Genomic DNA, 14,790 nt, shown 5'->3' on the forward strand with positions numbered 1-14,790 from the left:
CGGTTGAACAAAGTCCGCGGGCGAATGAATTCGCCCCAACGGGTCAGACCCGGTCGATATGCCGTTCGCCGAACAGGCCTTCCGGCCTCACCAGCAGGAAGGCCAGCGCCAGCATGTATGGAAACCAGCCCTCGATGCCACCGCCGACCAGCGGCCCCACGTACACCTCGGCCAGCTTTTCGGATGCACCGATGATCAGCCCGCCGACGATGGCCCCGGGCACCGACGTGAAGCCGCCGAGGATCAGCACCGGCAGCGCCTTCAGCGCGGTGAAGGTGAGCGCGAACTGCACGCCGTTGCGGGCCCCCCAGATCATCCCGGCGACCAGCGCCACGAAGCCGGCCACTGCCCACACCACGCGCCAGATCGTCTGCAGCGGAATGCCTATGGACAGGGCTGCCTGATGGTCGTCGGCCACCGCCCGCAGCGCCCGGCCAACCTTGGTGTACTGGAACAGCAGCGCCAGCAGGGCCACCAGTGAGGCGGCCACGCCAGCCGCGAAGAGATCGAACTTCGACACGCCGATGCCGTAGTCGTCCATCAGCCAGGCGATCGGCTCGTCCATGATGCCCAGCTCGAGGCCGCGCACATTGGCACCCCAGGTCATCTGCGCCAACCCTTCCACCACATAGGTGAGCCCGATGGTGGCCATGAACAGCGTGATCGGCGGCTGGTTGACCAGCGGCCGCAGCACGATGCGCTCGGTGGCGATGCCGAGCACCACCATCGTCGCGAAAGCCAGCAGGAAGGACAGCCAGAACACCGCCGCGCTGCCGGCCTCCAGGCCGAAACGGGCCGGCAGCACCTCTTGAAAGCCGACGAAGCTCAGCGCGGCGAAGAACACCATCGCCCCCTGCGCGAAGTTGAACACCCCCGAGGCCTTGTAGATCAGCACGAAGCCGAGGGCCACCAGCGCATACATCACGCCGGACAGCAGGCCGCCGATCAGCACCTCGATGAAGAACTGCATGCTCGCCCCTCAGTGGGCTGCGCCCAGATACGCTGCAATGACTTCGGGATTGCCCTTGACCTCGTCCGGCAGGCCGTCGCCGATCTTGCGGCCGTAGTCGAGGACCACCACCCGGTCAGAGATGTCCATCACCACGCCCATGTCGTGCTCGATCAGCACGATGGTGGTGCCATAGTGGTCGTTCACGTCGAGGATGAAGCGGCACATGTCCTGTTTCTCCTCCACGTTCATGCCGGCCATCGGCTCGTCCAGCAGCAGGATGTGCGGCTCGGCGGCCAGCGCGCGGGCCAATTCGACGCGCTTCTGCAGGCCATACGGGAGGCGACCGACCGGCGTCTTGCGGATGGACTGGATCTCCAGGAACTCGATGATCTCCTCGACCTTCAGGCGGTGGGCAGCCTCTTCCCGCTGGGCGGCGCCCCAGTAGAAGGCGTGCTGCAGGAAGTTGCAGCGCATCTTCAGGGCCCGCCCGGTCATGATGTTGTCGAGCACCGTCATGCCCTTGAACAAGGCGATGTTCTGGAAAGTGCGGGCAATGCCCTGCTCCGCCGCGTGGTGGGGCTCCATCCGGCGGCGCAACTGGCCGCGAAAATGGATCTGCCCTTCCTGCGGGTGATACACCCCGTTGATCACGTTGAGCATGGAGCTCTTGCCGGCGCCGTTGGGGCCGATGATCGAGCGGATCTCGTGCTCGCGTACGTCGAAGCTGATGTCGGTGAGCGCCTTCACGCCGCCGAAACGCAGGGAGATGTTGCGCAGGTCGACGATCACTTCGCCGCTTTGCCGGGCCATCGCGTTCTCCGTTTCAGGCCGCCCGCGCCTGCGGCGGGAAGGTCTGCGCGTCCTCGATGCGCAGCTCGGCGGCCACCCTGTTGCTGCGCCCGTCCTCGTAGCTCACCTGGGTCTCGATGTACTGGCTGGCCTTGCCGGCGTACAGCGCATCGACCAGCACCGCGTACTTCTCGGCGATGAAGTTGCGGCGCACCTTGCGGGTCCGGGTCAGCTCGCCGTCGTCGGCGTCCAGCTCCTTGTGCAGGATCAGGAAGCGGCGGACCTGCGCATCGCCCATCGCCGCATCGCCGGCCAGGTCGGCATTGACCTGCTCGACGCAGTCCTTCAGCAGCGCATACACCGCCGCCTGACCCGCCAGATCGGTGTAACCGGCATAGGCCAGCCCGCGGCGTTCGGCCCAGTTGCCGACCGCCTCCAGATCGATGTTGATGAAGGCGGTGACGTGCTCGCGACCGTTGCCGAAGCACACCGCCTCCTTCACGTAGGGGAAGAACTTCAGCTTGTTCTCGATGTAATTGGGGGCGAACAGGCCACCGCCGTTCAGGCGCCCCACATCCTTGGCCCGGTCGATGATCTTCAGGTGGCCATCGGAATCGAAGACACCCGCATCGCCGGTCATGAAATAGCCCTCGGCATCGATCGCCTCGGCGGTGGCCTGCGGGCGCTTGTAGTAGGCCTTCAGAAGCATCGGCCCGCGCACCAGGATCTCCCCGTTGTTGGCCAGCTTGACCTCCACCTGCGGCGCCGGCGTGCCCACCGAGTCGAACCTGATCTGCCCGTCCGGCTGCAGGCACACGTAGGCGCAGGTCTCGGTCTGGCCGTAGAGCTGCTTGAGGTTGATGCCGATGGAACGGTAGAAGCGGAACAGGTCCGGTCCGATCGCCGCGCCGGCGGTGTAGGCGACGCGGATGCGGCTGAGGCCCAGCACGTTCTTCAGCGGCCCATAGATCAGCATATTGCCCAGCGCATAGCGCAGCCGGTCGGCCGCGGACACCGGCTTGCCGTCGAGGATGTCCGCGCCGCAGCGCCGGGCCACATCCATGAAATAGCCGAACAGCGCGCGCTTCGGCCGGCTGGCGTCCTCCATGCGGATCGTCACCTGGGTCAGCAGGTTCTCGAAGACCCGCGGTGGCGCGAAGTAGTAAGTCGGCCCGATCTCGCGCAGGTCGTTCATCACCGTCTCGGCGGATTCGGGGCAGTTGATCGTGAAGCCGGCCACCAGCGCCTGGGCGTAGGAGAACAGGTGGTCGCCGACCCACGCCATCGGCAGGTAGGACAGGATGTCCTCGGTCTCGCCGAGGCGGTCGAAGGCGCAGCCGCCCCGCGCCGCGGCGATGAAGGCGGCGTGGCTCTGGCAGACCCCCTTCGGCTGGCCGGTGGTGCCCGAGGTGTACAGCATCACTGCGATGTCCTCGGGGCTGCCCTTGTCGATCTCGTTGGCGAGGAAGTCCGGGTGGTGCTCGTCGTGGATGCGCCCCATCTCCAGCACCTCGTCCATGCCATGCAGGAAGGGCTGGTTGTAGTGGCGCAGCCCGCGCGGATCGTCGTAGACGATGCGTTCGAGGCTCGGCAGGCTATCCTCGATCTCGAGCAGCTTGTCGACCTGCTCCTGGTCCTCGACGCAGGCGAAGCGGATCTCCGCGTCCAGCATCACATAGGCCATTTCCTGGGCCACCGCATCCTGGTACATCATCACCGGGATGCCGCCCAGGCACTGGCAGGCGGCCACCGACCAGTACAGGCGCGGCCGGTTGTCTCCCACCACGGCCAGCCGGTCGCCGCGTTTGAAGCCCAGCTCGGCCAGGCCGCTGGCCAGCGCACGCACCCGAGCGGCAACGTCCGCCCACGTGTAGATCTGCCAGATCCCGTATTCCTTTTCGCGCATCGCCGGGCGCTGCGGCCGTAGCCGGGCGTGCTCGATCAGCAGGCGCGGAAAGGTGTCCAGGCTGGCGACGTCCGCAGCGGCCGCTCGGGTCGTGGCCATGCCCCCTCCTCCGGTTTGTCTCGATAGGATCCCCCGCCGCTTCTACCGCGAACGCCGGTTGGCGTGGCCGGTGGCAGCGAGTGGTCTATGTCGTTCCGGAACGCAGTCTGGCAAAGCAAGTTTGCCCAACTGTTTTTCAAATGTACGGAATTGTGCCGGGGTCTGCGCCCCGGTTCAGGCCACTGCGGCGAGGCCGTCGCAATGGGGGGCGATAACGTAACGACCACGCCCCTGATCCTTGGCCGCATACATGGCCTTGTCGGCCGCCAGCAGCATGCATTCCGGCGTACAGTCGCCGTCGCTGATGGCGATGCCGATGGAAACACCCACCGTGCACAGGTTGCTCTTGATGGCCAGCGGATGGGACAAGGCCTCGATGCAGCGATTAGCCAGCACCGCCGCCCCTTCCTCGGCATTTGGTTTCAGATCGGGGGCCAGCATCACGAACTCGTCGCCACCGACGCGGGCCAGCGTATCGCTCTGACGCAGCACCGCCGACAAGCGTCGGGCCACCTCCACCAGCGCAACATCGCCGGCCTCGTGCCCGAGACGGTCGTTGATCGGCTTGAAACCGTCCAGGTCGAGGAACAGCACGGCCAGCTGCGTCCCGTTACGTGCCGCGCGGGCCAGCCCCTGGTGCATCCGGTCGTCGAGCAGCATGCGGTTGGGCAGGCCGGTCAGGCCGTCGTGGTGGGCCATGCGCTGCAGTTCGGCCTGGCTGCTGGCGAGCTTGTCGAGCAGGCGGTTGAAGGCCTTGGTGAGATGGCCGACTTCGTCGTCCCGCACCACCGGCAACGGCTTCAGCGGAATCTCGTCCTGGGTCATGCGCTCGGCCAGGGTCGCCGCCCGGTGCAACGGGCGCAAGGTGAGCCGCACGAACACGCCGGCCACCAGCAGCACCACCCCCATCGCGGTGAAACTGTGGCGGATCACATTGTCCTGGGCCCGCCGCACCGGCGCGAAAGCCTCTGCCGTCGGCAGGCGCGCCACGACGAACCAGCCGGTGCTCGGCACGCTGGCCATCGCCGACAGCTCCTCGACACCCTTCGCATTGACGGTCACCCCGCTGCCACGGAAGCCGTCCATCGCCCGATCGTGCAGGAGATTGACACCGGGTGGCGGTGTCGGCTTGAGGACCAGATCCGGATCGCCCGCCGCCACGAACCGTTTATCCACCGGAGAGACCAGTAGAAAACCGCCCGTTTCACCGATCCGCCCCTGGTTGATGCGATCGAGAAAATCCGGCGCCGTCAGCGCGGTGACCCCCACCAGCACCGCCTCGACACGGCCGCGACCATCCTTCAGCGGTACGCCCATCGGCAGCACGGGTTGTTTGGTGAAGGTCCCGAAGAGCGGAGCGCCAACACCCGCCTGACCGTGCATGGCCCTCTGAAAGCCCGGATTGCTGGCGGCCGACGCCCCCCGGCGACCCGCCACCTGCGGAAAATCGGCAATTACCCGGCCCTCAGTGTCGATCACCAGTAGCCCCAGGTTGAACACCGGGTTCAGTCGATGCCGCTCGGCGAGCCAGGCTTCCAGCCGTGCGGGCTGGCTGAGCAGAGCGCGCGGCAAGGTTGCCGCCAGCTGGTCGAGGAGATGGCGACGCTCACGGATCTTGTAGTCGATCTCCCGCGCCACCTCGTCGGCCAGTGCCATCTGCTGGGCCGACACCAGCTGGGTCAGATCTTCGCGCAGGAAGCGCGCCTGCAGCACATAGCGCGCGGCACCGCCGCCGATGACCAGCAGCATGCCGAACAGCACCAGACGGGTGACGAGACTGTTGGAGATGCGTTTGAGGGCCATTGGCCTATGGTAGCCGAGGGACGTGACAACGCCCCCCGACAAAAGTCATTCTTCGGCACACAAAGCGGCACGCCGGCGGTGGCAAGGCTAGTCGGCCTGCGCGGCCCAGCGCTCGGAGCGCAGGGCCCGGGCGATGGCCGCGGCGCGGGCCTCCTGCACCGCATCGGCGGCACCAGCGGGGTCATCTTCGTGCTCGGCCAGGATCGCACCTTCATCGAGAACCTTGCAGGCATCCAGCGCCGCCGCCAGCATCGCGGCCTTCGGATAGGGGCGGGTCGCCCGGCCGGGATAGGCCCGAAAATCGCAGGTGCACATCAGCATCAGCCATTCGAAGCGCTGCGGCCGGCCGAAGGCATCGACGCGTTCGAGCATCGCCGCGATGGAGCCGGCCCGCATCTCCGCGGCACGATGCACCCGTTCCAGCTCCAGCAAGGCCAGCACGGCCAGGTCCTGGAACTCGGCCGGCACACGGAAACGCCCGGCAATCGCCTCGATACGCGGCAGGCCGCGCTCCATGTGGCGGTAATGGGCCGGCAGATGTTCCGGCGGCGAATCGGACTTGCCGACGTTGTAGAGCAGCGCGGCAAAACGCACCGCCAGCGGCGCCTGACGGCGGGCCGCTTCATCCAGTACGCGGAACTGGTGCTCTCCGATATCCACCGTAGGCGGATCGTCGGCGCTCTGGGGCATACCGAACAGGGCATCCACTTCCGGCAGCACGACCTGCAGCGCCCGGCTGTCGCGCAACACCCACAGCATTCGCGACGGCGCGTCGCTCATCAGGCCGTTCGCCAGTTCGGACCAGGCCTGCGCCGGATCGAGATCGGCGAGCAGGCCGGCGGCGACCTGGCGACGCATCAGCGCCACCGTCTCCCGGTCCACATCGCCATCCTGACTGGCGGCTGCCGCGGCGATGCGCAGCAGATTGACGGCCGGACTCACCAGCAGGGGCGCGATGGGGCTGCGGGGCAGTTGAAAGCTCATGGAATGTCTCGCGGGGAATGACGGGTTTGCGACAGAGGCCGGACGAATGCGTCGTGGGCGCGCCAAACAACCCGCCGCGACACGGTCGCGCGGGTATCTGGAAAAATCTGCAGGGGGTTCAAGCAAGAAGAGGACCCAGCGGCCCTACCGTGGGGGACGGAGCCACCCCCCAACGATTTTCCGCGGGCGGTCAGTCTCCGCCAATCGGTCCAAGCTGTTTGCGGAGCTGGTCCCACATGGACGGAGTAGTCGGCTGGGGCGTCGTCGTCGCCATCCGCTCCTTGTCCATGTCGTCCCGCATCGGGCCCTGCGCCCCATAGGCATCATGGGTCCCGGTGGAGGAGTGTTCCATGCTCTTACCGGAATCCGGGCTGTGCATGCTGCCCATCGACTCCATGCGCTGGTCGGTGAGCTCCTTGAGGCTGTCATAGAGATCGGCCGCCTGGGCGGTGGCCAGCGGAACCAGCGTCAGAATGCTTCCCGTCAGAAGGCCGGCGCCGATCTTCATCCAACGACTCGATTTCATCTTGCCCTCCGTGCGTCGTGATCCTCCCCGAAGAATCAAGCAAGCAAGTTGGCCGTGCGCCCCTGCTCCGGGGCGGATAGCCCACGGGCTGCGGTCTGCACCTCTCCATATTAGTCGACAAAAACAGTCGGAAAAGAAGCCTTTCAGCTAAGGCTTGGGCTCCGGAGACAGGGCGTCGTCCAGCGCCAGCATGGCCAGCACGTCGCCGACCACGGCGCGGTGTTCCTGCGGTGCGTTGCGGTACCAGTGGGCCAGATAGGCGCGCAGGCTGCTGCGCGCATCGGCCGGGTCGAGGTTGAGATAGGCCAGGGCCTGCCAGTTCTCCGGATTGCCGTCGAACAGCGGCAGCAGCAGATTGGCCAGCACCTCGTTCTTTTCACGCAGATAAGGGTTGTCGCGCAGGGCCTCCTCGTTGTCGCGCAGCCAGCCGGCCAGCGGCGCGTCGTGCGGCAACTGGCGGTGCCCTTCCGAGATCAGCAGGTCGAAGAAGCGGCGCAGGGTGCCGGCCTCGCCGGCCCATTCGGGCCCCGGCGGCGCGCTCTCCCAGCGCTGCGCCAGGCGCTTGAGGGTGAACAGGGAGGCCGTCTCGCACAGGGTCTCCTCGAACCACTGATTGTAGCGGGTCGGCCCCGCCCCTGGCACCACGTGCTCGTCGTAATTGGACAGCACATGGCACAGCTCATGGGCGAACTCGTAGGCGTACAGATGCCAGTTGGCGCCGCGAGCATGCAGGCGGATCCGGTATTCGCCCTGCGGCCCCCGGCCGTACAGCGCCACCGGCGGCCCGTCTGTGTGGGTGACGACGATGGGTGCCGCGAACTTGCCGGGCAGATCTGCCAGCAACTCGTCGGCCACCGCATTGAGCACGGTCTCGATGGCGTCCTTGCTGGCGCTGCCCCAGCCACCGCCCTGCACCTGGATGGCGAAACCCGGCTTGCGCAGCCCCGCCGCCTTCTTGCCGGCTGACGCCTCCGCCCCGCTGCCAGCGTGGGCCAGGGAACACAGGATGGAGGCCATGATGAAGGGCAGGCGCATGCCGCGCCGGAGCCAAGCCTCCGGCGCCCCCACGCGAAACGGCAGCCGCTTTTTCCTGTGCATGGAACACCCTTGCAGCAAGCGCAGGCCGCGCTGGCGACCTGCCGTTTTCAGGATAGATCGGGGCCGGGCGTTCCGCGCTATCATCGGCGCCCCGATGCAAACAACATCCCGCTGCGATGAACAAGCAACTCCGCCGCTGCCTGGCGATCCTGGCCCTGTGCCTGCCCTGCCTTCTCTCCTACGCCGCCGACACGCCTTCCGGCGACGGCCGCGCGCGCTTCGAGGCCGCCGCGCAGACCGCGATGGCGGCCGTCCAGCCGGGCCCACGGGACATCCCGCTGGGCGAGCAGGGCAAGCTGCACCTGCCGGCCGGCTACGGCTTCATCCCGCAGGCCGAGGCGGCGGCGCTGCTGGCCTCCCAGGGCAATCACATCAGCCCCGGTTTCCACGGTCTGATCGTCAGTGACAAACTGGACGGCCTCCTGGCCCTCGAATACGAAGCAGCCGGCTACGTGAAGGACGAGGACGCCAAGGAGTGGGACGCCGCCAAGCTGCTCGATAACCTGAAGGAAGGCACCGAGGCCGCCAACGAGGAACGCCGCAAGCTGGGCGTGCCCGAGTTCAGCGTGGTCGGCTGGGTCGAAGCGCCCAATTACGATGCCGCCACCCACCGCCTGGTATGGTCCGCCATCACCCGCCGCAAGGACGCCCAGGCCGGCGGGGACGGGGTGAACTACAACACCTACGTGCTCGGCCGCGAGGGCTATTTCTCGATGAACCTGATCACCAGCCTGGCCCGCGTCGACCAGGAAAAACCCGCCGCCCGCGAACTGCTGGCGGCCCTGGAGTTCAACGACGGCAAGCGCTACGCCGACTTCAACTCGTCCACCGACAAGGTCGCCGAATACGGCCTGGCCGCGCTGGTCGGTGGCATCGCGGCGAAAAAACTGGGCCTGCTGGCCACCCTTGGGGTTTTCCTGGCCAAGTTCTGGAAGGTCGGCGCACTGGCCTTCGTCGGCCTCGGCGCCGGGGTGCGCAAACTGTTCGGCAAGAAGGACGGTGCATGATCAAGCTGCTCCTGCTCCTTCTCAGCGGTGCCAAGTTCGGCAAGCTGCTGACCACCGGCGGCACCATGCTGTTCTCCCTCGGCGTGTATGCGCTGATCTGGGGCTGGCGCTACGCCGCCGGCTTCATCGTGCTGCTGTTCTGCCACGAGATGGGCCATTACGTCGCCGCCCGCCAGCGCGGCCTCAACGTCGGTGCGCCGACCTTCATCCCTTTCGTCGGCGCCTGGATCAACCTCAAGGAGCAGCCGATGAACGCCGAGACCGAGGCTTACGTGGCCATGGCCGGCCCGCTGGCCGGCACCGTAGCGGCCCTCGCCTGCTACTTCCTGGCCCGCGCGGAAGACAGCACGCTGCTGCTGGCGATCAGCTATTCCGGCTTCTTCCTGAACCTGTTCAACCTGATCCCGGTGCCGCCGCTGGACGGCGGGCGCATGACCGGCGTGGTGTCGCGCAAGTTCTGGATGCTCGGCGCGCCGGCGCTGGTCGGCCTGTTCCTGTGGCGGCCGAGCCCGATGCTGATCCTCATCGCCTTCCTCGCCGCACCCCACGTGTGGAAGGCCTTCCGCGGCGAAGGCGGCGAGGCGCCCGGCTATTACGACACCCCGCCGGCCAAGCGCTTCGAGTACGCCGTGCTGTACCTCGGCCTGCTGGCCTACCTGGCGGTAATGACCTACGAGGTGCACGAGATGCTGGGCGGCCTGCGCGCCCAGCACTGAACGGGCTGCATCAGGCCGTCGGCGCCGCGCGGGCGCGCAGGGCCTGTTCGATGTCGTCGGCCCACGCCGGCGCGTCCCCTGCCGCCGCCCGCGCGGCACGGATCAGCGCCAGGTTGCGGGCGGTGCTTTCCGGCTCCCAGTTCTCACGTACCGCAGCCAGCGCGTTGGCGGTCGCATCCAGCGCAGCAGCCTCGTCGCGGGCCAGCACGGCCAGTTCCACCAGCGTGGCGAAATCCCAGTAATCCGGCGTCCCCCGGGCGATGCGGCGCTTCACCGCGTAGGTGACCACCGGCAGCAACTCGAGGCGTCGCGGGTCCGGCGGACTGGCCAGCTCCATCAAGGTCACCGCGTTGATGCCCGGATAAGCGTCGCGCCAGTCCGCCTCGAAGCCCTGCAGATAGGTGTCGATGGCCTTACGCAGCCAGCCGCGGGCGGCCAAGGCGTTGCCGGCCTTGGCCTCAGCCTCCCAGCGGTCCTTGTAAACACGGCCGAGCAGGCCGTTGGTCTCGCTGCTCGGGCCGCGGCCGGCGATGAGCTCCAGCAGGACGGCCTCCGCCTCGTCCTTGCGGCCCAGGCGGTTGAGGGCGAAGCCGTACTGCTCCTGCACCAGCGTGCTGCGGGCCAACGGCTTGGCCATATCTGCCACCAGGTCCACCATGCCCTGCCAGTCGCTGACGGCCCGATACGACAGCAACAGATCGACCACCACGCCAGCCTCGGCAGCGGACAGATCCCCCAGGTCGAGCGCTGCAGCCCGCACCGCATCCTTGCCGGCCCGCCGCGCTGCCGCCAGCTTGGCACGGGCATCCAGCGCGTAACGGGCCTGGTCGCGAAACACGTCAGTCTTCAGGCGAGCAATGTCCGGCGCCACATAGCCTTCCAGAAGCTGGAACACCGGGCTGTCGCGGGGCGGCTCGTCCTGGCCGCGGCGGGCCTCGTCGAGGAAGCGGGTCAGTGCCGCGACGGCCACGGCCGGATCGGCCGGCACACCACCAGCCGCCATGACATAGCGGATCGTGCGCAGCGGCGCCACGTCGAAGGGCAAGGCGCCCGCATCACCGAACAGCATCACCGTCGTCGCCGGCCGCACCCCGTGACGCAGGCCCAGTTCGTAGAACACGTTGGAATTGGCGCCGGTCAGGTCGGCCACCGCGAAATCGCACAGAATCAGGCGTTCATACATCGGCTTGTGGATCAGTCCGCCGACAGCCTCCTCGTCGGCCCGCAGCGGCTCCATGCCAGCCGCCTCGATGCCAGGCTGAATCACACCGGCATAGACCGCATCGAAATCCACCACCTGCCCGGAAGGCAGGGTCTTCTTGCCGAAGGGCATCAGGACGAAACACAGCGGGCGGGTCATCACGGCCTCCGATCGGAATGTCCGTCCATGCTAGGCGAAATCGGACGGCATGATGCCGAAGAATCTCGGTAGTCCGCGTGGAACGGACAAACGGCGCCTCACGGCGCCGTTTGTCCTTGCTGTTCCCCTCTTGCAGAGGGTCTTCTTGTAAGCCTTACATGCTGCGGCGGTACTGGCCACCCACCTGATACAGGGCACCGGTGATCTGGCCGAGAGAGCAGTACTTCACCGCATCCACCAGCACGGCGAAGACGTTGCCGTTCTCGATGACGGTCTGCTTGAGCTTGGCCAGCCACTTGGGCGCTTCGTCGGCATTGCGGGCCTGGAAGTCGGCCAGGCGGGTGAGCTGGCTCTGCTTCTCGTCCTCGGAAGAACGGGCCAGCTCGATTTCCTGCTGGGCCATGCCCTTCGGGTTGAGGAAGGTATTCACGCCGATGATCGGGTAAGAGCCGTCGTGCTTCTTGTGCTCGTAGTAGAGCGACTCTTCCTGGATCTTGCCGCGCTGGAAGCCGGTTTCCATCGCACCGAGCACGCCGCCGCGGGAGCTGATGGCCTCGAACTCCTTGAGCACCGCTTCCTCGACCAGGTCGGTCAGCTCTTCGATGATGAAGGCGCCCTGATTGGGATTCTCGTTCTTGGAGAGGCCCCATTCCCGGTTGATGATCAGCTGGATCGCCATCGCACGGCGCACGGACTCCTCGGTCGGCGTGGTGATCGCCTCGTCGTAGGCGTTGGTGTGCAGGCTGTTGCAGTTGTCGTAGATGGCAATCAGCGCCTGCAGCGTGGTACGGATGTCGTTGAAGTCCATCTCCTGGGCGTGCAGCGAGCGGCCGGAGGTCTGGATGTGGTACTTCAGCTTCTGGCTGCGCTCGTTGGCGCCGTACTTGTTCTTCATCGCGACGGCCCAGATGCGGCGGGCGACGCGGCCGATCACCGAGTATTCCGGGTCCATGCCGTTGCTGAAGAAGAAGGACAGGTTCGGCGCGAAGTCGTCGATGTGCATGCCGCGGGCCAGGTAGCTTTCCACGTAGGTAAAGCCGTTGGACAGCGTGAAGGCCAGCTGGCTGATCGGGTTCGCACCGGCTTCGGCGATGTGGTAGCCGGAGATCGACACCGAGTAGAAGTTCTGCACCTTGTTATGCACGAAGAACTCCTGGATGTCGCCCATCATCTTCAGCGCGAACTCGGTGCTGAAGATGCAGGTGTTCTGGCCCTGGTCTTCCTTCAGGATGTCGGCCTGCACAGTGCCGCGTACGGAGGACAGCACCCATTCGCGGATCTTCTCGGCTTCGTCTTCAGTCGGCTCGCGACCGTTCTGTGCCTTGAACTTGTCGAGTTGCTGGGCCAGCGCGGTGTTGAAGAACATCGCCAGGATGATGGGCGCCGGGCCGTTGATGGTCATCGACACCGAGGTGGTCGGATTGACCAGGTCGAAACCGTCGTACAGCACCTTCATGTCATCCAGCGTAGCGATGGACACGCCGGAGTTGCCGATTTTGCCGTAGATGTCCGGACGCGGATCCGGGTCGCAGCCGTACAGCGTCACCGAGTCGAAGGCGGTGGAGAGGCGATGCGCCGGCATGCCTTCGGACACACGCTTGAAGCGGCGGTTGGTACGGAAGGCGTCGCCTTCGCCGGCGAACATCCGGGTCGGGTCCTCGCCCTCGCGCTTGAAGGCGAACACGCCGGCGGTGTAGGGGAAGGAGCCGGGGACGTTCTCCTTCATCAGGAACTTGAGGGTCTCGCCTTCGTCCTCGTAGGTCGGCAGGGCCACCTTGCGGATCTTGCTGCCGGACAGGGATTCGCTGGTCAGCTGGGTGCGGATCTCCTTGTCGCGGATCTTCACCACGTACTCATCGGCGGCGTACAGCTCGACGGTTTTCGGCCACATGTCGAGGAGCTTCTTGGAAGTGCCGGTGAGTTCGCCGTCCTTCCACTCGATCAGCTCGTCGAAGCTGGCGGCGTCCTTCTTGCAGCCTTCGAAGAGCTGCTTGGAGATGCGCAGGGCCTGGCGCTCGCGGGCCACCTTGGCCTGGTCGGCAGTGTGCTTGTGGTAGCCGCGCACGGAATCGGCGATCTCGGCCAGGTAGCGGGCACGCTCGGCGGGCACGATGGCACGGCCGCGGCTGGAGGCCTTGACTGCCACCAGCGGCAGCTTGGCCTTACCCAGCTTGAGGCCCTTGGCGGCCAACGCCGGGGCGAGGGACTGGTACAGCGCGGTCACGCCGTCGTCGTTGAAGCGGGCCGCCATGGTGCCGAACACCGGCATTTCGTCGGTGGGGGTGGAGAACAGCTCGCGGTTGCGCTGGTACTGCTTGCGCACGTCGCGCAGCGCGTCCTCGGCGCCCTTGCGGTCGAACTTGTTGATCGCCACGAAATCGGCGAAATCGAGCATGTCGATCTTCTCGAGCTGCGAAGCGGCACCGAACTCGGGGGTCATCACGTACAGGGACACATCAACGAAGGGCACGATGGCCGCATTGCCCTGGCCGATGCCGGACGTCTCGACGACGATCAGGTCGAAGCCGGCCAGCTTGGTGGCGGCAATCACTTCGGGCAGCGCGGCGGAGATTTCGGAGCCGGTATCGCGGGTCGCCAGCGAGCGCATGAAGATGTTCGGATGCTCGATGGCATTCATGCGGATGCGGTCACCCAGCAGCGCGCCGCCGGTGCGCTTGCGCGACGGGTCGATGGAGACGATGGCCAGCTTGAGCTTGTCGTCCTGGTCGAGGCGGAAACGGCGCACCAGCTCGTCGGTGAGGGAGGACTTGCCGGCGCCGCCGGTGCCGGTGATGCCGAGGGTCGGCACCTTGAGGGCCTTGGCGGCCTCGATCAGCGCCTTCTTGACGTCGTCACCGTAGGCACCGTTCTCGAGGCCCGTGATGATGCTCGACAGCGCCCGGCGGTCGCCGGACTTGAGACTGGCGACGACGGCATCGGCGCCCTGGGGACCGGCGGTGGACAAATCCACGTCGCAGCGCTCCACCAGGTCGTTGATCATGCCCTGCAGGCCCAGCACGGCGCCGTCTTCCGGCGAGTAGATGCGGGTCACGCCGTAGTCGTGGAGTTCCTTGATCTCGGCCGGCACGATCACGCCGCCGCCGCCGCCGAAGACCTTGATGTTCTCGCCGCCGTTCTCGCGCAGCAGGTCGATCATGTATTTGAAGAACTCGACGTGGCCGCCCTGGTAGGACGTGATCGCGATGCCCTGCACGTCTTCCTGCAGCGCGGCATTGACGATCTCGCCCACCGAACGGTTGTGACCGAGATGGATCACCTCGGAACCGGTGGATTGGAGAATCCGCCGCATGATGTTGATCGACGCGTCGTGGCCATCGAACAACGCCGCTGCGGTAACGAAACGCACCTTGTTCTTCGGCTTGTAAGCGACGAGTTTTTTGGCAACGCTCAGGTCGGTCATGGTTGTCTCCCCCACATCATGTTTGTAGATGCATCCATGGTAGAAGCGGGAGGCGTCCACCGCCATTGCCGTTGTCGACGGGATTCGTGCAAAATCCGCCAAGCTGCATTGCGACCTGTCCTCACGCAC

At 66.3% G+C, this 14,790-nt stretch carries 11 protein-coding genes; 2 read left to right on the forward strand and 9 right to left on the reverse strand.

Annotated elements, in window-relative coordinates:
* Nucleotides 1–43: 43 nt before the first annotated feature.
* The 7 genes from B4920_RS08755 to B4920_RS08785 all read right to left on the reverse strand — a co-directional run bounded on the left by B4920_RS08755 (nt 44) and on the right by B4920_RS08785 (nt 8,157).
* Nucleotides 44–970, reverse strand: coding sequence for a branched-chain amino acid ABC transporter permease (locus B4920_RS08755; RefSeq protein WP_079434255.1), 927 nt, complete (start codon nt 968–970; stop codon nt 44–46).
* A gap of 9 nt (nt 971–979) precedes the next feature.
* Nucleotides 980–1,762 carry an ABC transporter ATP-binding protein gene (locus tag B4920_RS08760; protein WP_079434256.1) on the reverse strand — a complete coding sequence of 261 codons (783 nt, stop codon included), beginning with the start codon at nt 1,760–1,762 and terminating at the stop codon, nt 980–982.
* Nucleotides 1,763–1,775: 13 nt separating this feature from the next.
* A complete protein-coding gene (locus tag B4920_RS08765) occupies nt 1,776–3,746 on the reverse strand; it encodes a long-chain fatty acid--CoA ligase (RefSeq protein WP_079434257.1) in 1,971 nt (656 codons plus the stop codon).
* A 174-nt stretch (nt 3,747–3,920) separates the two neighbouring features.
* A complete protein-coding gene (locus tag B4920_RS08770) occupies nt 3,921–5,549 on the reverse strand; it encodes a GGDEF domain-containing protein (protein WP_079434258.1) in 1,629 nt (542 codons plus the stop codon).
* Between the two features lie 87 nt (nt 5,550–5,636).
* Nucleotides 5,637–6,533 carry a tRNA nucleotidyltransferase gene (locus B4920_RS08775; RefSeq protein ID WP_079434259.1) on the reverse strand — a complete coding sequence of 299 codons (897 nt, stop codon included), beginning with the start codon at nt 6,531–6,533 and terminating at the stop codon, nt 5,637–5,639.
* Between the two features lie 190 nt (nt 6,534–6,723).
* On the reverse strand, nt 6,724–7,059 hold the full coding sequence (locus tag B4920_RS08780) for a hypothetical protein (protein ID WP_139379463.1): 336 nt from the start codon (nt 7,057–7,059) through the stop codon (nt 6,724–6,726).
* A gap of 147 nt (nt 7,060–7,206) precedes the next feature.
* Nucleotides 7,207–8,157 (reverse strand): hypothetical protein, encoded by a 951-nt coding sequence (locus tag B4920_RS08785; RefSeq protein WP_139379464.1) that lies wholly within the window; start codon nt 8,155–8,157, stop codon nt 7,207–7,209.
* A gap of 116 nt (nt 8,158–8,273) precedes the next feature.
* On the opposite strand from B4920_RS08785, the gene B4920_RS08790 reads away from it, so the two are divergent.
* Nucleotides 8,274–9,164, forward strand: a complete 891-nt coding sequence (locus B4920_RS08790) for a DUF2167 domain-containing protein (protein ID WP_079434262.1) — start codon at nt 8,274–8,276, stop codon at nt 9,162–9,164.
* Nucleotides 9,161–9,880, forward strand: coding sequence for a site-2 protease family protein (locus B4920_RS08795; RefSeq protein ID WP_079434263.1), 720 nt, complete (start codon nt 9,161–9,163; stop codon nt 9,878–9,880). The genes B4920_RS08790 and B4920_RS08795 overlap by 4 nt, the downstream gene beginning before the upstream one ends.
* A 10-nt stretch (nt 9,881–9,890) precedes the next feature.
* On the opposite strand, the gene B4920_RS08800 is transcribed toward B4920_RS08795, so the two are convergent.
* Complete coding sequence (locus tag B4920_RS08800) at nt 9,891–11,240, reverse strand: TRAFs-binding domain-containing protein (RefSeq protein WP_079434264.1); 1,350 nt, start codon at nt 11,238–11,240, stop codon at nt 9,891–9,893.
* 154 nt (nt 11,241–11,394) lie between these two features.
* Nucleotides 11,395–14,661 carry a fused isobutyryl-CoA mutase/GTPase IcmF gene (gene icmF, locus B4920_RS08805; RefSeq protein ID WP_079434430.1) on the reverse strand — a complete coding sequence of 1,089 codons (3,267 nt, stop codon included), beginning with the start codon at nt 14,659–14,661 and terminating at the stop codon, nt 11,395–11,397.
* Nucleotides 14,662–14,790 lie beyond the last annotated feature (129 nt).

It is taken from the genome of Zoogloea sp. LCSB751 (genome assembly GCF_002028455.1).
GTDB lineage: Bacteria > Pseudomonadota > Gammaproteobacteria > Burkholderiales > Rhodocyclaceae > Zoogloea.